Genomic DNA, 19,370 nt, shown 5'->3' on the forward strand with positions numbered 1-19,370 from the left:
ATTCTGGTCAGGGCGGGAAGGTGGGGGCCAGCCCCCGCCATCGCAAGGGCGCACTATATCGTGGCGTACCTTGCCATCGTGTCACGGCAGCGGTTTTCAGCGTCCTATAAAAGCAGACTTGACCGCCGCAGGCGCTGCGCCTGCGAGTCATTCCGCGGCTGACTGGGCACTCGCCCTACACTGTATGGATGAGCCGCACCCATCATCATGAAACCCATCGTTCGGACCGTGTCGGCTGGCTGCGCGCCGCCGTGCTGGGCGCGAACGACGGCATCGTCTCGGTTGCCGGGCTGGTGGTCGGCGTCGCTGCCAGCGGCGCCAGCCCCTCGGCGATCCTGGCCACCGGCGTTGCCGGCACCGTGGCTGGCGCCATGTCGATGGCCGCTGGCGAGTATGTCTCGGTCATGTCCCAGGCCGATGCCGAACGCGCCGATCTGGCACTGGAACGCCGCGAGCTGCATGAGGACCCGCACAGTGAGCTGCAGGAGCTGGCCGGCATCTACCGCCGCCGCGGCCTAAGCCCCGAGCTTGCCCAACAGGTTGCCGAGCAGCTGACCGCCCACGACGCCCTGGCCGCCCATGCGCGCGACGAGCTGGGGATCACCGAGGAACTGCGCGCGCGCCCGCTGCAGGCAGCGGCCGCCTCGGCCAGCGCCTTCATCGTCGGTGCCGCGCTGCCAGTGCTGACCGCGCTGCTGGCTCCGCACGCGCTGGTGGCACAGGTGACTACCGCCGCCACCCTGGTCGGACTGTGCATCACCGGTGCGCTGGCGGCACGCGCTGGTGGCGCACCGGTGCTGCGTGGTGCATTGCGGGTAGTGTTCTGGGGCGCATTGGCAATGGCTGCCGCCGCAGCCATCGGTCACCTCTTCCAGATCACGGTGTAACGCATGAGCATCCACGCCGACACCACCACCAACCTGCTCGCCCAGTTGTCCTCATTGGTCGACTGCGAGCGCGCCGAGGGCTACGCCTGCATCACCGCGCGTCGCGAACACGGCGCCAGTTCGGTGGACATCCCGCAGCCACAGTTCGCCATCCTGCTGCAGGGGCGCAAACAGGCCCGCACTGCGCAGCAGTCGCTTGAATTCGGCCCCGGCGATCTGTTCCTGATCACCCGTCGCAGCCGCATCGACGTAGTCAATATTCCCGATCCGCACAGTGGTTTGTATCTCAGTGCCATCGTGCCGCTATGCCCGGAAGTACTGGCCGCAGCGCGCGCCTTGTGGAGTGATGCCCTGCCCGATGCCGGCGACGCGCTGGCACGTCTGCCGCTGGCCGAGCACGGCACCGCCCTGCTGCAATGGCGGCAGGCATTGCAGAACGGCCACTACACCGAAGCACGTCTGGCCCTGGCTACGCTGGTGGTGGCGTTCTGCAGGCGCGGCCATGGCAGCCTGCTGGTGGCGCCCGAGCCCGGCCTCGGCGACCGCATTCGCGACCTGGTTGCCGCGCAACCGGAACGTGACTGGCAATCGCGTGATTTCGAATCTCACCTTGGAATCAGCGGTGCCACCCTGCGCCGGCGCCTGGCCAGCGAACAACTCAGCGTACGCGAACTGGTGGTCGACACGCGGCTAGCCCATGCCATGCAATTGCTCTACACCACCCGCCTGCCACTGAAGACCGTGGCAGCGCGCGCCGGCTATCGCTCGCTGGGCAGTTTCAACAAGCGCTTTGCCGCACGCTACGGGCTGGAGCCGGCGGCAATCGGCAACAGCTGATCGCGATGCGAGCGTTTCGCGCGCCATTGTGAGCGAAACGCGGGCACGCTCCGGCGCAGCATGAAGGCTCCACGGCATAGCCGTCCTTGCAGGAGCCCCCATGCGTATCCACCCCCGACACCGTATCGCCGCCGCCTTGTTGATCCTCGCCGTCAGTTGCGGCGCACAGGCGCGCAGCGCGCATGCCCCGCAGCAGCAGGTTGCCGGTGTCTATCACCAACAGATCGGCGAACTGCAGGTCACTGCCTTGTTCGACGGCACGGTGGCATTGGGCCGGCAGGCACTGGTGGGCATTGATCCCGGCGCGGTCACCCGGCTGCTTGAGCATGGTTACGTGCCGGAAGATGGCAAAGGCCTGCAGACCGCGGTCAACGCCTATCTGGTGCAACGCGGTGACCATCTGAGCCTGATCGACACCGGCACCGCGCAATGCTTCGGCGCCGGCATCGGCCTGGGTCAGGTGCTGGGCAACCTGCGTGCCGCCGGCTACGACCCAGCCGAGGTCGATGACGTGCTGCTGACCCACGCCCACCCTGACCATATGTGCGGCCTGCTCGATGCGCAGGGCAAGGCGGCCTTCCCGAAAGCCACGGTATGGCTGTCGCAGGCCGATGCCGCGTACTGGCTGGACCCAGCCAGCGAAGCCACCGCCCCGCAGCCGCTGCGGTTCGCGTTTGCCCTGGCCCGCACTGCAGTCGCGCCTTACGCAGCCGCCGGCACGCTGCACCGCTTCGCCCCGGGCGAACGCCTGCCGACCGGCATCACCGCGCTGGACAGCCACGGCCATACCCCCGGCCATGTCTCGTATCTGCTTGAAGGTGGCAGCGGCCAGCAGCTGCTGGTCTGGGGCGACATCGTGCATTTCCACGCGGTACAGTTCGCCCGCCCGGACGCCGCCTTCGAGGCCGACAGCGACCGCACCGCTGCGATTGCCAGCCGTCGTCGGCTGATGGCGGAGGCGTCAGATCACGGCTGGTGGGTAGCCGGCGCGCACCTGCCGTTCCCCGGCCTCGGGCATATACGTCGCGAGGGTGAGGCGTTCGCGTGGGTGCTGGGTGAGTTCTCGCCGTTGAAGTGATGCTGTTGCTGTTGCTGTCCCCTCTCCCGTTTACGGGAGAGGGGTAGGGGTGAGGGCAGCTTTGGCTTTGGCTTTGGCTCTGACACGAACCAAAAGCCACAAAACAAGAACGCCGCCCTGACAAGGCGGCGTTTGTTGTGCAGTGGATACTGACAGAGCATCAGCTTCGCGGCTTACGCCGCTCCCACAAGCCAGACATTGTCAGCTTCGCGGCTTACGCCGCTCCTACAAGGCTTACGCCGCTCCCACATCCCCTGCGCCGTCCGCTGCCGGCGGGTTCAAGCCCAGCCAGCCGCCGATGATGGCGCGCGCTTCGTCCACGCCCTGGCGCGATTCGCCGGAGAAGGTCTGTACGCTGACAGTGTCACCAAAGATCGAATGCAGCTCCTTGCGCACCTTCTGCAGGGTCTGCATCTGCTGGCCACGGCCCAGCTTGTCGGCCTTGGTCAGCAGGGCGTGCGCAGGCAAGCCGCGCTGTACCGCATAACCCAGCATCTGCCGGTCGTAGTCCTTCAGCGGATGACGGATGTCCATCACCACCACCAGGCCCTTGAGGGCATTGCGGGTGCGGAAGTACTGGTCGATGAAGGCCTGCCAATGGGCCTGCAGGTCCAGCGGCACCTTGGCGTAGCCGTAACCGGGCAGATCGACCAGGTGCGCCTCGGGGGTTACCTCGAAGAACACCAACTGCTGGGTGCGGCCGGGGGTCTTGGAGACGCGGGCCAGGGAGTTTTGGCGGGTCAGCGCGTTGAGCGCGCTGGACTTGCCGGCGTTGGAGCGACCGGCAAATGCCACTTCGGACCCCAGATCCGGCGGCAACTGCCGCGAATTGTGGGCGGAAAGGTGGTAACGGGCGCGTTCGATGAGCAATGACATATGCATAGGATCGCATGTTGCGACGCCGCGCGTCGGCTTGGCCGCTGTCCTGGGTCCACCCGCCCTGTCGATTTTGCTGCACTGCTTCGTTGACCGTGCCGCAAAACGCCGTTGATAATCCGGGCGATGCCGGCGGAAAGCCCCGCCCGGCCCGGTCCACACGGAGCTTCAGCATGCGCCATGCTCGTGTTCTTGCCGTTGCAGCACTGGTAGTCCCCGTAATCGCCGCCGTCGCCTTTGCCCAGAGCTCGGTCATCGCCGTGCCGGACAATGCGCCCGTGCAGACCGCCTCGCTGGAGGTCGACTTCAGCAAGACCAAACCCGGTGATGCCAAGGCCGGCGAGGCCAAAGCCGCAACCTGCGCGGCCTGCCATGGTGCCGACGGCAACTCTGCCGTGGAGATCTACCCGCGCCTGGCCGGCCAGAGCGAGCGCTATACCGCCAAGGAACTGGCCTTGATTGTCAGCGGCCAGCGCACTGAAGGCGCGGTGGCGGCGATGCTGCCGTTCGTGCAGGGCATGACCCCGCAGGACATGCGCGACATCGGCGCCTTCTTCGCCACCCAGAAATCCGGCGCCGGCGTTGCCGACGACGCCGTGGTCAGCGAGGGCCCTTATGAAGGCATGAAGTTCTTCGAAGTCGGCCAGAAGCTTTATCGCGGCGGTGACAGCGCCCGCAACATCCCGGCCTGCATCGCCTGTCACGGGCCAACCGGCGCAGGTAACCCGGGTCCGGCGTATCCGCATATCGGCGGCCAACATGCAGGCTATGTCGTCCAACGTCTGCAACGCTACCAGTCCGGCCAGACCGGAGAAGCCGATGCCGCGCAGTTCAAGATCATGGCCCAGATCAGCCACGCGCTGACCGGACAGGAGATCCAGGCGCTAGCCAGTTACATCCAAGGCCTGCATGATCGAGCCAACGATGCCACGGTAGCCAGCGCTGCCGCGCAACACTGATACCCGCCGGTCGCTCCGGCGACCCGGCAACTGCCCCATGCAGACACGCCGGCCGCGAGGTCGGCGTCTGTTTTTCCAACGGAGACTCCCCACGATGAAGTTGTTCCCCCGACTGTTGCTGATGCTGCTGGCAATAGCCCCGCTCTCGGCCTGTGCCGCCTCCCCTACCGCGCTGGTCGAAGGCGATGACTATGAACTGATTGCCGAGCCGGGCCCGTTCGCACCGCTGGCAGGCAAGATCGAAGTAGTCGAGGTGTTTGGCTACACCTGCCCGCACTGCGCCCACTTCGAGCCGCAGCTGGAAGCCTGGGTCGCCAAGCAGCCGGCCGACGTGCGCTTCACCCCGGTGCCGGCGGCATTCGGCGGCTACTGGGATTCCTACGCACGTGCGTTCTATGCCGCCGAACAGGTCGGTGTGCGCCAGCGCAGCCATGCCGACGTGTTCAAGGCGCTGCATGTGCAGGGCAGCCTGCCGGTGCAGAACGTCTCGCCGGATGAACTGGCCACGTTCTATGCCCAGTACGGCGTGCAGCCGCAGCGCTTTGTCGAAGCCCTGCGCAGCCCGCAGGTGGATGACAAGGTCAAGTACGCCCGCGCTTTCGCCATGCGCGCCAAGGTCACCGGCACGCCGATGCTGATCGTCAACGGCAAGTACCTGGTCAAGGGCAAGACCTTTGACGACACCCTGCGCATCGCCGGTGCGCTGGTGGCCCGCGAGCGCACTGGCGCCGGCCGCCGCTGAAACCTCGGCTGAAGCCCGGCTGAGCCGGGTCACCTGTTCAGCCGATTACGCACATAATGCGTCCCTGCGCGCGCCGGTTGCAGCCTCACTGCCCGGCGCCCCAACACACCCTGCTGGAGATCCCTCCCGATGAAGATCCGCTTCGCCCTGGCCCTGACTGCCCTGTTGCCGCTGATGGTTGCCTGCAAAGCCCAGGATGGCACCGCTGATACCACCGCTCCGGCAGCCCCGGCCGCCACCGAAGCCGCTCCGGCTGCTGCTACCCCGGCCCCGGCCGCTGATGCAGCTGCCCCGGCCGCCGCAGCTACCCCAACCGATGCGCCGGTCGCAACGCCGGTACCCGCCCAGGCCCGCCTGGTCGGCCCGGAGCCCGTTGCCGGCACCGACTATGTCGTCATCGAAGGTGGTCAGCCGTTCCAGCCGGCCACCGGCAAGGTCGAAGTAGCTGAGATCTTCGGCTACGTCTGCCCGGCCTGTGCCCGCTTCCAGCCGCTGGTCGCCCCGTGGAAGGCTGGCCTGCCCTCCGACGTGAGCTTCGTCTACGTGCCGGCCGCCTTCGGCGGCATCTGGGACAACTACGCCCGTGCCTTCTACGCCGCCGAAACCCTGGGCGTGCAGGAGAAAACCCACGACGCGCTGTACACCGCCATTCACATCGAGCAGACCCTGAAGGGCGAGCGCGGTACCGATTCGGTGCAGGACATCGCCAACTTCTACGGCAAGTATGGCGTCGATCCCAAGACCTTCGCTGACACCATGGGCAGCTTCGGCGTCGCCGCCAAGGTCAACCGTGGCAAGCAGTTCGCCCAGCGCAGCAAGATCGGCGGCACCCCGTCGGTGATCATCAACGGCAAGTACCTGGTCAAGGGCAAGAGCTTTGAAGACATGCTCCGTATTGCCGACCACCTGATCGCGCGCGAACGCGCCGCCAACGCCAAGTGAGGTATCAAGGGCCTCGGCAACGAGGCCCTTGAGTTCGACCCGTCGTGAAATCCCCCACCCAGACATTGCGATTGCTGACCGCCAACATCCAGGCCGGTTCGAGCACCCGCCGCTACAGCGACTATGTGACCCGCAGCTGGTCACATGCGCTGCCTGCCGGCCAGAAACGCTCCAGCCTGGACGCGATCGCCAAGCTTGCCAGCGGCCGCGACATCGTCGGCCTGCAGGAAGCCGATCCGGGCAGCCTGCGCTCGGGCTTCACCAACCAGACCCATTACCTGGCCGAGCGGGCGGGCTTCAACTACTGGGCGCACCAGCCCAACCGCCGCATGGGCGGTGTTGCTTCCAGCGCCAATGGCCTGCTGAGCCGGCTGGAGCCGGTGGAAGTACAGGACCACGCCCTGCCCGGCCGCATCGGTGGCCGCGGCCTGCTGGTCGCCCGCTATGGCGATGGCGATGAAGGCCTGACCGTGGCGGTGGCGCATCTATCGCTGGGCACCGGCTCGCGTCTGTCTCAGCTGGACTTCATTTCCGACGTACTGGCCGATCATCCCAACGCGGTATTGATGGGCGACTTCAACTGCAAGGCCGACCGCCCGGAAATGCGCGTGCTGTACCACAAGACCCGGCTGCAACCGCCGAGCTGCCTGGTGCCGACCTTCCCCAGCTGGGGCCCGGATCGCGCCATCGACCACATCCTGATTTCCGACAGCCTGAAGATGATCGATACACGCGCCGTTCCCGCCGCGCACTCGGACCATCTGGCCGTTGAAATGGAAGTCGAAGTCCCTGCCAACAGCCTGCGCTGAGCGCCGCTTCAGCCGGCCATCGCCGCCGGCGGTGGTCGCCGCCGCGCGGTCAAGGTACTGCCAGCCGAGGCCAACACCGTGCAGCCGATCGCCAGCCACTGCAGGCCGGTGAGGTGTTCGTGCAGCAACAGCAGCGCCCACAGCGCCGCGACCGCCGGCTCCATGCTGATCAGGATGCCGAAGGTTTCCTTGGGCAGGCGCTTGAGCGCCATCATCTCCAGCGACATCGGGATGGCGCTGGACACCACCGCTACCACGAAACCGGCCAGCAGGATCTTCGGCTCCAGCAGCGCCATGCCGGCATGTGCCACGCCTACCGGCACCACCACCAGCGACGCCGCCAGCAAGCCCAGTGACACGCTGTGGCCGGCATGCAGATGACCGGTGCGCTTGCCGTAGATGATGTACAGCGCCCAGCAGAACGCTGCGCCCAACGCGTACAGGACCCCGACCGGGTCCAGCGCCTGGCCACCGTCCAGCGGCAACAGCAGCACCAGCCCGACCAGTGCGCAGCCGACCCAGACGAAATCAATCGGCCGCCGCGAGGAGAACATCGCCACCGCCAGCGGGCCGGTGAACTCGATGGCAACGGCAATACCGAACGGGATCGTGCGCAGCGCCATGTAGAACAACAGGTTCATCAGCCCCAGCGTCAGCCCGTAGCGCAGGATCGCGGCGCCATCGGCACGGCTGGTGCGCCAGCGCCACGGCCGCCACAGCAGCAACAGGAACAGTGCCGAAAAGCCCACGCGCAACGCGCTGGTACCTTGCGCACCAATGATGGGGAACAGGTTTTTGGCGTAGGACGTGCCGATCGACAACGAGGTCACCGAGCCGAGCACCGCCAGCACCGGCAACAGCGATGCGAATCGGGAATTTTGCATGCCGCTAGTGTATTCGGCCGGCGGTGCAAACGCTTGGACCGAAAGGCGCGTGGTGATTGATCAGCGAACGCTGGCAGACCTTGAAGTCAGCGGCATCCGCCTTGCGGCACCAGCCACCGCAGCGGGTGGCCGATGCCTGCCGCGTCGCGGCTTACTGGAGGAAGGCGATGCGCTGCATGCTGGTGTTGTTGGCCGCCGCCAAGATCTTGGCCATCACCTGGTACTGCGCATCGGGTGAGGCATCGATGCGCAACTCGGGCTGGTTGCCCTCATACAGATCGGCCTGTGCCTGCAGGCGCGCCTGCAAGTCACCGATCGCCAGCAACTCGCCGTTCCAGTAAAGCTGGTCGGAGGCATCCACCCGCAGTTCGATCGGCAGTGGCGGGTCGAGGCGTTGCACAGCCTTGTCGGTTCGTTGTGGCAGATCCACCGGGATCGGCACCGCCACCATCGGCGCAGTCACGATGAAGATGATCAACAACACCAACATCACGTCCACCAGAGGAGTGACGTTGATATCGGCCAAGGGACGCCCGCTATTGCCTGCTGCACTGAATGCCATTCCAGTTCCCCCAGGGCGAGGCCGGCTGCCTCAAGGCCGAAGCTACGCCTGCCTTTGCGGGTTTCCATCAGCCCTGCCCAGCGCCGTTCAGCTTTCGTTGACCTGCCAGCGCTGGGCTTGTTCGTTCATGTGCGGGTTGGGCTGTCGCTCTGCCGTTGACGCCGCGGCCGTTATCCTTCGGCCATGAACAAATTTCTCCTGCCGTTGGCCGCCCTCACCGCCTTGGTCAGCGCCTGCGCCCAAGCCCAGAACCTGGACGCGCAGCGCACCGCGATGCGTACCGCCATCGACAACGCCGAGCGCGGCCAGTTCGACGCCACTGCCGCTGCCCCGCTGCGCAATCACCCGCTATACGGCTGGTTGGAATTCAGCGCCCTGCGCCGCAACGTCGACACACTATCGACCGCGCAGGCACAGGACTTCCTGAAGCGCTACCAGGGCCAGGCCGTGGCCGAGAGCTTCCGTTCGGCATGGTTACCCGCCCTCGCCCGCCGCCAGGACTGGCCGACCCTGCTGGCCAACTGGAAAACCAGCAACGACCCGGGCCTGCGCTGTGCTGAACTCAATGCTCGGCAAGCCACCGGCAAGGCCGATGCGCAGTGGACCAGCGATGCGCAAAACTTGTGGCGCGGCGCCGCCAAGTCCCTGCCCGACGGCTGCGACCCGGTGTTCGCGGTACTCGCCAGCCGTGGCGGCCTGACCCCGGCGCTGCGCTGGGAACGCATCGACGCCGCTGCCGATGCCCAGCAACCGGCGGTGATGCGCGCTGCTGCACGCGGCCTGCCCGCCGCCGAACTGGCCCAGGCCAACGATTACGCCGCCTTCGTCGACAAGCCCGACGCACGCGCCCTGAACTGGCCGAAGAACGAACGCAGCCGCCGCATCGCCGTCGACGGCCTGCAAAAGCTGGCCAAGGCCGACCCCGGCGCCGCCGAACTGCAATTGCCGCAGTACGCCCAGGCACTTGGCTTGAGCGCCGAACAGCAAGGCAAGGTGCTGTACGAAATCGCACTGTGGACGGTAGCGTCCTACCTGCCGGATTCAGCCCGCCGCCTGGCTGCCGTGCCCGAATCGGCCTATGACGAACGCCTGCACGAATGGCGCACCCGCGAGGCGATGGCACGTGGCGATTGGCCGGCAGCACTGGTGGCCATTCGCAAGATGCCGGCCAGCCAGCGCAACGATTCACGCTGGCGCTGGTTTGAAGGCCGCCTGCTGGAAAAGACCGGCAAGCCTGCCGAGGCCACCGCGCTGTACCGCGCCGCCTCGACCGAGCCCACGTTCCACGGCTTCCTGGCCGCCGACAAACTCAAACAGCCCTACACCTTGTGCCCATGGAATCCCGGCGACAGCGCTGCGGCGAAAGCCAGCGTTGCACGTGATCCTGCATTGGTACGCGCAATTGAGTTGTTCAAGATCGAGCGCCCGAGCTGGGCGGCACGCGAATGGGCTGAAGCGCTGACCCGTTTCGACGACAGCCAGCGCCGCCTCGCCGTGGAAGTGGCCAGCAACAACGGTTGGTTCGACCGTGCCGTGTTCGCACTGAAAGGCCCGCAGGAGCTGCGCCTGTACAACCTGCGCTTCCCGCTGCACCACGACGACACGATCCGCCGCGAAGCCGCCCGCAATGCGCTGGATCCGGCCTGGATTGCCGCGGAGATCCGCGCCGAGAGCATCTTCAACCCGAATGCACGCTCGCCGGCCAACGCCATGGGCCTGATGCAGGTATTGCCTGCCACCGGCGCCAGCGTGGCCAAGAGTATTGGCTTGAGCGGATATGGCGGTGCGTCCAGCCTGTACGACTCGGACACCAACATCGCCATCGGCACCGCGTACCTGCGCCAGTTGATGGACAAGTACAGCGGCCTGCCCTACGTCACCATCGCCGCCTACAACGCTGGTCCGACGCCAACGGCACGCTGGCAGAGCCAGCGCCCGAACTACGACCCGGACTTCTGGATCGAGACCATCAGCTACAAGGAAACCCGCGAGTATGTTGCCCGCGTGCTGGCCTTCAGCGTGATCTACGACTGGCGCCTCAACAACAACGCCCTGACCTTGAGCGACCGCATGGTCGGCAAGACCCAGGGCGCGCGCAAAGCCTTCAGCTGCCAATCGGCCCCGTAACACCTGTAGTGCCGAGCCATGCTCGGCTAGGGCCTTCCCGGTAAAGCCCCTTCTGTAGTGCCGAGCCATGCTCGGCAGGGGCCTTCCCGATACAGCCCCTGCCGAGCATGGCTCGGCACTACATGTGCAACACCACATCCGACTTATCATGGCCGCATGAAGACTTATCTCGTCGGCGGCGCTGTCCGCGATACCCTGCTCGGCCAAAAAGCCGGTGACCGCGACTGGGTGGTGGTTGGCGCTACCCAGGCACAGATGGAAGCGGATGGTTTCAAAGCCGTTGGCAAGGATTTCCCCGTGTTCCTGCACCCGTTGACCGGCGAGGAATACGCGCTGGCACGTACCGAGCGCAAATCCGGCCGCGGCTATCGCGGCTTCGTGGTCGATGCCGATCCCTCGGTGACGCTGGAAGAAGACCTGCAACGCCGCGACTTCACCATCAACGCCATTGCCCGCGATGAAGAAACCGGTGAGCTGGCCGATCCCTGGGGCGGCGTGCGCGATATCGAACAACGCGTGCTGCGCCATGTCGGCCCTGCCTTCGTCGAGGACCCACTACGCGTGCTGCGTGCCGCGCGCTTCATGGCCCGCTTCGCGCCGCTTGGATTCACGCTTGCGCCAGAAACCGCGGAACTGATGCGCGAAATGGCTGCCAGCGGTGAACTCGATGCCTTGGTGCCGGAGCGCATCTGGCAGGAGCTGCGCCGCAGCCTGACCATGAAACAACCTTCCGCCTTCCTGCGCTGCCTGCACGACACTGGCGCGCTGGCGGTGATCCTGCCGGAAGTGGACGCGCTGTATGGCGTGCCGCAACGTGCCGAGTTCCACCCGGAAGTGGATACCGGCATCCACCAGGAAATGGTCAGCGACATGGCCGCGCAACTTGCGCCAGGCGATGACCTGATCGGCTTCGCTGCACTCACCCATGATCTTGGCAAGGCGCTGACGCCCGAGGACGAATTGCCACGCCACATCATGCATGAGCAGCGCGGCCTGAAACCGCTGGCCAAACTCTGCGAGCGACTGAAGATTCCCCTCGACCATCGCCAGTTGGCCGAAGCAGTCTGCCGCGAACACCTCAACGTGCATCGCATCGACGAACTGCGCGACGCAACCGTGCTGGAGCTGATCCAGCGCTGCGACGGCTTCCGTCGTCCCGAGCGCATCGCGCAGATGGGTTTGGTCTGCGAGTGCGACAAGCGCGGCCGTCTCGACTTCGAGGACAGTGACTACCCGCAGCGGGCAACCCTGCAGCGCCTGCATGCAGCAGCATTGGCAATCAATGCACGCGACATCGCGACGGAGGGCCTGCAAGGCCCGGCCATCGGCGAAGCTTTGAAAAAGGCACGCATCAAGGCAATCAGCGCGGCGCGGTGATTGCCTAAGACCGCGAAAGAACCGGGAGCGGGACTGTTTGTAGGAGCGGCGTAAGCCGCGAAGCTGGTGATACATCGCCAACCGCAGCAGATGCAATCGCACAATCCAGCGATGCCTTTCGCATCGTCAGCTTCGCGGCTTACGCCGCTCCTACAAATCGCAGCCTCATATCTTCAGGTAGATTTTTCGGCGGTCCATCCATGCCATCGGCAACCACCAGATCGCCACGAAGCTCAATGCCATCACCATCGAGGCGAACTGTGCGCCAGCCAACGGGCTCAGCCAGCGGTCGAACAGGTGTTCCCACAGCCAGCCCCAGCTGCCAGTCGCCATCATCGCCAGCACCATCGCCGAGGAGCCGGCATAGGCGGTGATCGCGTTGACACCAAAGCGGCGACCGAGCGCCGGCCACTGCCGGCAGTCAATCAGGATGTGCGCCAGCCATAGCCCGGCGAATGCCCAGCCAGCGGTCCACAGCACATACGACGAGGTCCACAGGTTCTTGTTCAAGGGCAGCCATTGCGACCACAGCCAGCCGACCAGCAATAGCAGCACGGCAGCAGGCAGCAGTCGCCATGGGCGCAGACGCAATAGCGCACCCGCACGCAGGCCAAGCAAGGTCGAAGCCAGTGCGCCCAGTGTGGACATCAGCCCTTCCGGATCATGGCCGTGGCCGGTCGCCGGGTCGTATTGATACAGCAGCGCGCCGAACAAAGAAGTATCCATGCGGCTGCTCAGATTGAGCCAGGGCTCCAGCGAGCCGCCGGCCACCAATAATGCGGCGTAGCCGGACAGCAGCACGCCGATGCACAACCACTGCAGCCGCGGCTTCAACCAGATCGCCGCCATGCCAGCGGCGGCGAAGCACACGCCAATGCGCTGCAACACGCCCCATGGCCGGTAATGCGCCAGGTCCAACCACCACCAGGCAAGGAAGTGCAGCAGCAAGCCCAGACCGAGGATGCGCCCAGCGCGGATCAACACCGTCCTGGTAAGCGCACCACGATCAGCGCCCTGCTCCACCCGCGGCACGACGCCCAGAGCGATGGACACGCCGACAATCACCAGGAAGAACGGAAACACCAGATCGGTCGGCGTGCAGCCATGCCATTCCGAATGCAGCAGCGGTGCGTAGACGTGGCTCCAGCTGCCGGGGTTGTTGACCAGCAGCATGGCTGCCACGGTGATACCGCGCAGGGCATCCACCGAGGCGTAACGGATGGCTTTATTCATGGGCACTACTCACAGACCGAAGCTCAGTCGCGCTGACCAGCAATCCAGGTGGCCTGCACCTGCAGATCGGCGTCCAGCAATACGAAATCGGCCTGGTAGCCGGCCGCGATATGTCCGTAACGATCATCGAGGCCAAGGAACTGCGCCGGATAGGTCGACGCCATGCGCGAAGCTTCGGCCAGCGAGAGACCCAGCAGGCCAACCGTATTGCGCACGGCGGTGATCATGTCCAAGGCAGAACCGGCCAGAGCACCCGCAGCATTGCGGACCACGCCATCAACAGCGGTGATGGTCTCGCCGTACAGCTCGAACGCCGGGTTGTCCGAACCGACCATCGGCATCGCATCAGTGACCAGGAACACCTTGCCACGCGGCTTGGCCGCCAGCGCCACGCGCAGGCTGGCCGGATGCACATGCACGCCATCGACGATCACACCGCACCAGCTGTCGGCATCTTCCAGCGCCGCTCCGACCGCACCGGGATCACGCCCCTGCAGCGGCGACATCGCGTTGTACAGATGGGTGAAGCCAGTGATGCCGGCATCCAGACCGGCGCGAATTTCTTCGTAGGTACCGGCGGTATGACCGGCAGCAACGATGGCGCCATTGGCGACCATCTGCTGGATCGTCGCCAGCGGCACGCGTTCGGGCGCCAAGGTAATCAACGTGACACCGTTGTCCAGCGCCGTCGCCATGCGTACTTCATCGGCATCCGGCACACGGAACTTTCCCGCATCGTGCGTACCCTTGCGCGCCGGGGCGATGTACGGGCCTTCCAGATGGATGCCGAGCACGCCCGGCACCTTGGCGGCGATTGCCTCGCGCGTGGCCTGCACCGCACGCGCCATCACCTCTGCGTCGTCGCTGATCAGGGTCGGCAGCATGCCGGTGGTGCCGTAACGGCGATGCCCGGCCACCATCGTGCGCAATGCATCTACGTCGGTCTGGTTGTTGAACAGCGCACCGCCGCCGCCATTGACCTGGGCGTCGATGAAACCGGGCAGCAACCAACCGCCGCCCAGGTCCACCTGAGCATCGGCCGCGGCAACCGCCGGGTCATTGCTGGCGACGACCGCGGTGATGCGGCCGTCTTCGATCAGTACCGCGACATCGTCACGGAAGTTCTCGCCGGCAAGTACCCGGCCATTGCGCAGCGCGGTTTTCATCAGACCGTTTCCGTCACCTTGTTGAGGTGCGGCGGCAGGTCCGGGTTGTTGCCACGGTGCAGCGCCAGCGCGTTGATCGCGCGGTAGAAGCTCTGGATTGTCAGCAGCGGTGCGCACAGCGGATGCGGTGCGGTTGCAGTCGGCAGGTTGCCGCCCTCGCCGGTCAGCCACACCTGCGCGCCGCGCGCAGCAAACTCTTCGGCCACGGCACGGGTGCCGGCACCGGTTTCGTCGGGCTGGGCAAAGGCAAGTACCGGGAAATCGCGGCCGACCAGCGCCATCGGCCCGTGCTTCACTTCGGCCGAGCTATAGCCTTCGGCGTGCAGGCCACAGGTTTCCTTGAACTTCAGCGCGGCCTCCTGCGCGGCAGCCAGGCCCGGGCCACGGCCGAGCACGAACAGGTTGTGCGCATCGACCAGGCCTTCGGTCACCGCCGTCCAGTCGCATGCCCAGGCTTCGGACATCGCGGCCGGCAATGCGTCCAGCGCAGCGATCAGCGCCGGATCGTTCTTCCAGTACGCGCCCAGCTGCAGGATCGCCGCCAGCGAGGCCAGATAGCTCTTGGTCGCGGCGACACTGCGCTCGACGCCAGCACCGAGCGGAATGACGGTTTCGGCCAGCAGTGCCAGCGGCGAATCCTCGACATTGACCAGCGCCACCACGCGCGCGCCGGCAGCCTTGGCGGCCTCGGCATTGCGCAGCAGATCCGGGCTCTTGCCCGACTGCGAGATAACGATGTACAGCGCGCCGCGCAGCTGCAGCGGCGCTTCATAGACCGAGCCCACCGACGGCGAGGCTGAGGCGGTCACCAGGCCGAGCTGGGTCTCGAACAGATACTTGGCATAGGTTGCCGCGTGATCGGAACTGCCACGGGCGCAGGTGACAACGAACGGTGGCGGGTTCTGGCGCAGGTCTGCGGCCAGGGCCTGCACCACGTCGCGGTTGCGTGCGAACTGGGCGGCGATGACAGAGGCGCTTTCCGCGGCCTCGTTGAACATCAGGGTTTCGGTTTCACTCGGCAGTGCCATGGATCGTTACTCGGAGAGGTCGGGGGGAGATGAAGGAGGTCGCGACGGCTGCTGGCGCAGCGGCGCGGTGGAACCACGTACCACCAGCTGCGGTACGAAGCCCTGGTTCTGCAGCTGTGCCGGGCTGTCTTCGTAGGCATCGGTGCGCAGCTGGCTGATCAACAGGCGCGCAGCATGGCGGGCGATGTCGCCGGTGGCCTGCTTGGCGGTGGTCAGTGCCGGCCACGACTGGCGCGAGAACGGACTGTCCTCGAAGCCGGCGATGGACAGGTCGTAAGGCACGTTCAAACCGGCCGAGTTGGCTGCGGCCAGCACGCCGGCGGCAATTTCGTCGTTGGAGCCGAAGATGGCGGTAGGCGGCTCGCGTAGCGCCAGCAGGCGGCGCGCACCACGGAAGCCATCATCGAAGGTGTAGTCGCCGGGGATGACCAGGTGCTTGTCCAACGGAATGCCGTAGTCCTTCAGCGCCGCTTCGTAGCCGGCGTAACGCTCGCCACTGGAACGGTGCGAGGTTCCACCCCACAGGAAGCCGATGCGCTGGTGGCCGAGCTGGATCAGGTGCTCGGTGATTTCATAGGCGGCATCGCGGTCATCAACGAACACACAGGGGCCATCGCCGGGGTCTTCGGTGGCAGCAATGATCCGCACGGTCTTGATGCCGCGTGCATTCAGTGCAGCCACCAGCTCCGGACGCTCGGACATCGGCGCGGTCAGCACCAACCCGGCCAGACGCGAACGCTGCACCCAGTCGGCGAGCTCCTCGGCCAGCATCGGCGAGGTCGAATCGCAGGGATGGATCTGCAGGCCGAAACCGGTCTCGCGGCAGGCCGACAACACGCCGTTCTGTACCCCGATGATGTGGTACGGATTGGGGTTGTCATACACCAGCCCGATCACGAACGTCGTGTTGCTGCGCAGGTTGCGCGCGGATGGATCGGGCTCGTAGTCCAGCTCGGCCACCGCGCGCAATACGCGCGCGCGGGTGGCCTGCATCACCGAAGGCTCGTTGTTGATCACCCGCGAGACGGTCTTCAATGAGACCTTGGCACGCTCGGCGACATCCTTGATGGTGGGTCTACGCATTACCGGTTCCCGCGTTGGCTCGATTGCCGCCATGATGCTTGATTCAGGCGCCACGTGCCTTGCCCGCGTTATGACCAACGGTGCCGAAGTACAGGATGTACAGGTAGCAGGGGATCATCAGCGCGGCGAACACCAGCTGGAAGTGTTCCGGGTACGCGTGCTTGAGCAGGGCGAAGGCCTGCGGGATGATCGCGCCGCCGGCAATACCCATCACCAGCAGGGCCGAGCCGATCTGGGTGAAACGGCCCAGGCCGCGGATTGCCAGCGGGAAGATCGCCGGCCACATCATGGCGTTGGCGAAGCCCAGCGCGGCAACGAAGCCCACCGACACATAGCCGTGGGTGAAGTAGGCGCCCAGGGTGAAGACCACGCCCAGCACCGCCGACACCGCCAGGTACTTCTCCTGCGAGATGAAGCGTGGGATCACCAACAGGCCGATCACATAACCCACCAGCATCGCAAACAGGGTGTAGGAGGTGAACAGCTTGGTCTGGTCCAGCGGCAGGCCGAAGGCATTGCCGTAGGTACCGATGGCATCACCTGCCATCACTTCCACGCCGACGTAGACGAACAGACACATCACGCCCAGCCACAGGTGCGGGAACTGGAAGATGCTGCGCTTGGCGGCCTTGCCGTCGTTGGCCACGGCATTGGCCTGGTCCGGCTGCACTTCCGGCAGCGGCGAGAACAGCACGCCAACCGCAACCAGCAGCAGCACACCGGCAATCACCATGTAGGGTGTGTGTATCTTGGCTGCGAAGGTGTTGAGCAGATCGGCCTTGGTGGCAGCGTCTGCGGCCTGTACCTGGCTTTCCAGGTCACCAATGCCATGCAGCACGAAGGTACCGATCACCACCGGCGCGATGATGCCGGCGATCTTGTTGCAGATCCCCATCAATGCAATGCGCTGCGCGGCACCTTCGATAGGACCGAGGATGCTGATGTACGGGTTGACCGCGGTCTGCAGCAAGGCCATACCGCCGCCGATGACGAACAGGCCGGCGAGCGCACCACCGAACCAGCGCTGCGTGGCGAACTCACCGAAGCCCATCGCACCAACCGCCATCACCGCCAGGCTGAGCGCCAAGCCCTTCTTCATGCCGGTGCGGCCGAGGATCCACGAAGCCGGCAGCGCCAGGAAGAAGTACGACAGGTAGAACACCATCAGTACCAGGAAGGCTGACACCTCGTTCACGTCGAAGGCCAGCTTGACGAAGGTGATCAACGGGCCGTTGATCCAGGTACAGAAGCCGATGATGAAGAACAACACGCCGACGATGGCGATGGACGACGCCATGCTGGTACGCGGCGTCGAGTCGGGAACAGCAGACATGGGCAAAGCTCCTGCGGATGCGGGAGACGGATCGGGCCGTCCGGCGAATTACGTGGGAACAACGTTGTCACATTTATTGTTTGCTGCGCACAAGTTTGTCAACAACGCCTCCACGCCGGTCCATTCCCATCGCTCATCAGGAACGCCCCGCGAGCCTGTCGGAATCAGGCTTTCGGCGGAAAACCCCGCCAGTTCGGCCACTACACCCTATCGAATGCAACAAATGCAGGCGCCGTAAGGTTTGCGCAGACGCGCTGCGGCGCAACATCGAAAGTTTCAATTATTCGTTGACATCGTTGTCAGAACGATTACAGACTCGCCCCCGAATGGTGCCCCTCCGGGCGCTCCGCCTCGCCATAGGGAACCCGAGTGACCGCTGTCGTCCCCCCACTACAGACCACCCGCCTTGACCCCGCCAGCCGGCCCTTCTTCGCCGCCGACGTGGGCGGCACACACGTCCGCGTTGGTCTGATCCAGGCGGCAGCGGCAAACGACCCGGCCATCGATGTTCTGTCCTACCGCAAATACCGCTGCGCGGACTATCCGAGCCTCAGCGCGATCCTGTCCGACTTCGCCAGCCACAACCCGCCGGTCGAGCACTGCGTGATCGCCACCGCCGGCTACGCGCTGGCGGACGGCACGGTGATCTCCGCCAACCTGCCGTGGCCGCTGTCTTCCACCCGCATCCGCGATGACCTCGGCTTTGCCGGCGTGCACCTGGTAAACGACTTCGAAGCCGTCGCGCATGCCGCCGGCCATATCAGTGCCAGCCAGGTGTTGCAGCTGACCGGTCCGGCCGAGGCCGAGCGCGGGCCGACCCTGGTGATCGGCCCGGGCACCGGTCTTGGCGCCGCGGTGTGGATCCCGGTCGGCAACCGCTCGGTGGTTCTGGCAACCGAAGCCGGCCAGGCCTCGCTGGCAGCCACCACCGAACTGGAAATGGCCGTGCTGCAGCAGATGCTGCAGGACCGTCCACATGTGTCGATCGAACAGGCGCTGTCCGGCCCCGGCCTGCTCAATCTGTACAACGCGCTGTGCGCGGTGCGCGGCGTCGCGCCGGTACACAGCACCCCCGATGCAGTGAGTGCCGCCGCCTGCGATGGCAGTGACCCGCTGGCCGTGGAAACCCTGCAGCTGTTCTGCGGAATCCTCGGCTCGACCATCGGCGACATGGCCCTGCTCTACGGCGTGCAGGGCGGCATCTATCTGGCTGGCGGCATCCTGCCGAAGATCAGCCAATTCCTTTTGAACAGCACCTTCGTCGAACGCTTCCTCAACAAGGGGCCGATGCGCAAGGCGCTGCAAAGCATTCCCGTGAAGCTGGTAGAGCACGGGCAACTGGGCGTCATCGGCGCCGCCAGTTGGTATCTGGAAAAGTCGGCCACGTAAGCCTTCAGCAGCATAAGCAACAGATCCACCAGCAGGACCCGTAGTAACGCGGCACGCA

The 19,370-nt window shown here is 65.5% G+C and carries 18 protein-coding genes; 10 read left to right on the forward strand and 8 right to left on the reverse strand.

Annotated elements, in window-relative coordinates:
* The first annotated feature begins 188 nt into the window (after positions 1 to 188).
* The 3 genes from Q5Z11_RS16785 (at position 189) to Q5Z11_RS16795 (ending at position 2,802) form a co-directional block, all read left to right on the forward strand.
* Positions 189 to 887, forward strand: a complete 699-nt coding sequence (locus Q5Z11_RS16785; protein WP_303747448.1) for a VIT1/CCC1 transporter family protein — start codon at positions 189 to 191, stop codon at positions 885 to 887.
* Positions 888 to 890: 3 nt separating this feature from the next.
* Positions 891 to 1,724 carry a helix-turn-helix transcriptional regulator gene (locus Q5Z11_RS16790; protein WP_303747449.1) on the forward strand — a complete coding sequence of 278 codons (834 nt, stop codon included), beginning with the start codon at positions 891 to 893 and terminating at the stop codon, positions 1,722 to 1,724.
* Positions 1,725 to 1,824: 100 nt separating this feature from the next.
* Positions 1,825 to 2,802, forward strand: coding sequence for an MBL fold metallo-hydrolase (locus Q5Z11_RS16795; RefSeq protein WP_303747450.1), 978 nt, complete (start codon positions 1,825 to 1,827; stop codon positions 2,800 to 2,802).
* Positions 2,803 to 3,036: 234 nt separating this feature from the next.
* Here Q5Z11_RS16795 and yihA read toward each other — a convergent pair whose 3' ends face one another.
* Positions 3,037 to 3,678: a ribosome biogenesis GTP-binding protein YihA/YsxC gene (yihA, locus tag Q5Z11_RS16800; protein WP_303747451.1), complete on the reverse strand. Its 642-nt coding sequence runs from the start codon at positions 3,676 to 3,678 to the stop codon at positions 3,037 to 3,039.
* A gap of 173 nt (positions 3,679 to 3,851) precedes the next feature.
* On the opposite strand from yihA, the gene Q5Z11_RS16805 reads away from it, so the two are divergent.
* The 4 genes from Q5Z11_RS16805 (at position 3,852) to Q5Z11_RS16820 (ending at position 7,130) form a co-directional block, all read left to right on the forward strand.
* Positions 3,852 to 4,637, forward strand: coding sequence for a c-type cytochrome (locus Q5Z11_RS16805; RefSeq protein ID WP_303747452.1), 786 nt, complete (start codon positions 3,852 to 3,854; stop codon positions 4,635 to 4,637).
* A gap of 94 nt (positions 4,638 to 4,731) precedes the next feature.
* Positions 4,732 to 5,379 carry a thiol:disulfide interchange protein DsbA/DsbL gene (locus tag Q5Z11_RS16810; RefSeq protein ID WP_303747453.1) on the forward strand — a complete coding sequence of 216 codons (648 nt, stop codon included), beginning with the start codon at positions 4,732 to 4,734 and terminating at the stop codon, positions 5,377 to 5,379.
* Between the two features lie 129 nt (positions 5,380 to 5,508).
* Positions 5,509 to 6,321: a thiol:disulfide interchange protein DsbA/DsbL gene (locus Q5Z11_RS16815; RefSeq protein WP_303747454.1), complete on the forward strand. Its 813-nt coding sequence runs from the start codon at positions 5,509 to 5,511 to the stop codon at positions 6,319 to 6,321.
* Between the two features lie 71 nt (positions 6,322 to 6,392).
* Positions 6,393 to 7,130: an endonuclease/exonuclease/phosphatase family protein gene (locus Q5Z11_RS16820; protein ID WP_282268060.1), complete on the forward strand. Its 738-nt coding sequence runs from the start codon at positions 6,393 to 6,395 to the stop codon at positions 7,128 to 7,130.
* Between the two features lie 8 nt (positions 7,131 to 7,138).
* Here the strand turns inward: Q5Z11_RS16820 and Q5Z11_RS16825 are convergent, their stop codons facing one another.
* Together Q5Z11_RS16825 and Q5Z11_RS16830 are read right to left on the reverse strand one after the other, a co-directional pair.
* Entirely contained in the window at positions 7,139 to 8,014 is an 876-nt protein-coding gene (locus Q5Z11_RS16825) for an EamA family transporter (protein ID WP_303747455.1), read from the reverse strand.
* A 151-nt stretch (positions 8,015 to 8,165) separates the two neighbouring features.
* Complete coding sequence (locus tag Q5Z11_RS16830; protein WP_303747456.1) at positions 8,166 to 8,576, reverse strand: ExbD/TolR family protein; 411 nt, start codon at positions 8,574 to 8,576, stop codon at positions 8,166 to 8,168.
* 183 nt (positions 8,577 to 8,759) lie between these two features.
* On the opposite strand from Q5Z11_RS16830, the gene Q5Z11_RS16835 reads away from it, so the two are divergent.
* The gene (locus Q5Z11_RS16835; RefSeq protein ID WP_303747457.1) at positions 8,760 to 10,703 is read left to right on the forward strand and encodes a transglycosylase SLT domain-containing protein; all 1,944 of its coding nucleotides are present in this window, start codon (positions 8,760 to 8,762) and stop codon (positions 10,701 to 10,703) included.
* A gap of 156 nt (positions 10,704 to 10,859) precedes the next feature.
* Complete coding sequence (locus Q5Z11_RS16840) at positions 10,860 to 12,080, forward strand: multifunctional CCA addition/repair protein (RefSeq protein WP_303747458.1); 1,221 nt, start codon at positions 10,860 to 10,862, stop codon at positions 12,078 to 12,080.
* 165 nt (positions 12,081 to 12,245) lie between these two features.
* Here the strand turns inward: Q5Z11_RS16840 and Q5Z11_RS16845 are convergent, their stop codons facing one another.
* The 5 genes from Q5Z11_RS16845 to Q5Z11_RS16865 are packed head-to-tail and all read right to left on the reverse strand — an operon-like array spanning position 12,246 to position 17,923.
* Entirely contained in the window at positions 12,246 to 13,313 is a 1,068-nt protein-coding gene (locus Q5Z11_RS16845; protein WP_303747459.1) for an acyltransferase family protein, read from the reverse strand.
* Between the two features lie 23 nt (positions 13,314 to 13,336).
* Entirely contained in the window at positions 13,337 to 14,479 is a 1,143-nt protein-coding gene (nagA, locus tag Q5Z11_RS16850; protein WP_303747460.1) for an N-acetylglucosamine-6-phosphate deacetylase, read from the reverse strand.
* Entirely contained in the window at positions 14,479 to 15,507 is a 1,029-nt protein-coding gene (locus tag Q5Z11_RS16855) for an SIS domain-containing protein (protein WP_303747461.1), read from the reverse strand. The genes nagA and Q5Z11_RS16855 overlap by 1 nt, the downstream gene beginning before the upstream one ends.
* 6 nt (positions 15,508 to 15,513) lie before the next feature.
* Entirely contained in the window at positions 15,514 to 16,590 is a 1,077-nt protein-coding gene (locus tag Q5Z11_RS16860; RefSeq protein ID WP_057627176.1) for a LacI family DNA-binding transcriptional regulator, read from the reverse strand.
* Positions 16,591 to 16,633: 43 nt separating this feature from the next.
* The gene (locus Q5Z11_RS16865) at positions 16,634 to 17,923 is read right to left on the reverse strand and encodes a sugar MFS transporter (RefSeq protein ID WP_303747462.1); all 1,290 of its coding nucleotides are present in this window, start codon (positions 17,921 to 17,923) and stop codon (positions 16,634 to 16,636) included.
* 369 nt (positions 17,924 to 18,292) lie between these two features.
* Here Q5Z11_RS16865 and Q5Z11_RS16870 point away from each other — a divergent pair, with 369 nt between their 5' ends.
* Positions 18,293 to 19,312 (forward strand): glucokinase family protein, encoded by a 1,020-nt coding sequence (locus Q5Z11_RS16870; protein ID WP_303747463.1) that lies wholly within the window; start codon positions 18,293 to 18,295, stop codon positions 19,310 to 19,312.
* Positions 19,313 to 19,370: the final 58 nt, after the last annotated feature.

Origin of the sequence: Stenotrophomonas sp. 610A2 (genome assembly GCF_030549615.1) — a bacterium.
Taxonomy (GTDB): Bacteria; Pseudomonadota; Gammaproteobacteria; order Xanthomonadales; family Xanthomonadaceae; genus Stenotrophomonas; species Stenotrophomonas pigmentata.

Excerpts from the sequence above, each read along its gene's own strand:
- Q5Z11_RS16860 (WP_057627176.1), bottom strand. The coding sequence starts at position 16,590 with ATGCGTAGACCCACCATCAAGGATGTCGCCGAGCGTGCCAAGGTCTCA.
- Q5Z11_RS16845 (WP_303747459.1), bottom strand. The coding sequence starts at position 13,313 with ATGAATAAAGCCATCCGTTACGCCTCGGTGGATGCCCTGCGCGGTATC.
- yihA (WP_303747451.1), bottom strand. The coding sequence starts at position 3,678 with ATGTCATTGCTCATCGAACGCGCCCGTTACCACCTTTCCGCCCACAAT.
- Q5Z11_RS16855 (WP_303747461.1), bottom strand. The coding sequence starts at position 15,507 with ATGGCACTGCCGAGTGAAACCGAAACCCTGATGTTCAACGAGGCCGCG.
- nagA (WP_303747460.1), bottom strand. The coding sequence starts at position 14,479 with ATGAAAACCGCGCTGCGCAATGGCCGGGTACTTGCCGGCGAGAACTTC.
- Q5Z11_RS16830 (WP_303747456.1), bottom strand. The coding sequence starts at position 8,576 with ATGGCATTCAGTGCAGCAGGCAATAGCGGGCGTCCCTTGGCCGATATC.
- Q5Z11_RS16795 (WP_303747450.1), top strand. The coding sequence starts at position 1,825 with ATGCGTATCCACCCCCGACACCGTATCGCCGCCGCCTTGTTGATCCTC.
- Q5Z11_RS16825 (WP_303747455.1), bottom strand. The coding sequence starts at position 8,014 with ATGCAAAATTCCCGATTCGCATCGCTGTTGCCGGTGCTGGCGGTGCTC.
- Q5Z11_RS16835 (WP_303747457.1), top strand. The coding sequence starts at position 8,760 with ATGAACAAATTTCTCCTGCCGTTGGCCGCCCTCACCGCCTTGGTCAGC.
- Q5Z11_RS16865 (WP_303747462.1), bottom strand. The coding sequence starts at position 17,923 with ATGTCTGCTGTTCCCGACTCGACGCCGCGTACCAGCATGGCGTCGTCC.
- Q5Z11_RS16840 (WP_303747458.1), top strand. The coding sequence starts at position 10,860 with ATGAAGACTTATCTCGTCGGCGGCGCTGTCCGCGATACCCTGCTCGGC.
- Q5Z11_RS16790 (WP_303747449.1), top strand. The coding sequence starts at position 891 with ATGAGCATCCACGCCGACACCACCACCAACCTGCTCGCCCAGTTGTCC.
- Q5Z11_RS16785 (WP_303747448.1), top strand. The coding sequence starts at position 189 with ATGAGCCGCACCCATCATCATGAAACCCATCGTTCGGACCGTGTCGGC.
- Q5Z11_RS16815 (WP_303747454.1), top strand. The coding sequence starts at position 5,509 with ATGAAGATCCGCTTCGCCCTGGCCCTGACTGCCCTGTTGCCGCTGATG.
- Q5Z11_RS16810 (WP_303747453.1), top strand. The coding sequence starts at position 4,732 with ATGAAGTTGTTCCCCCGACTGTTGCTGATGCTGCTGGCAATAGCCCCG.
- Q5Z11_RS16805 (WP_303747452.1), top strand. The coding sequence starts at position 3,852 with ATGCGCCATGCTCGTGTTCTTGCCGTTGCAGCACTGGTAGTCCCCGTA.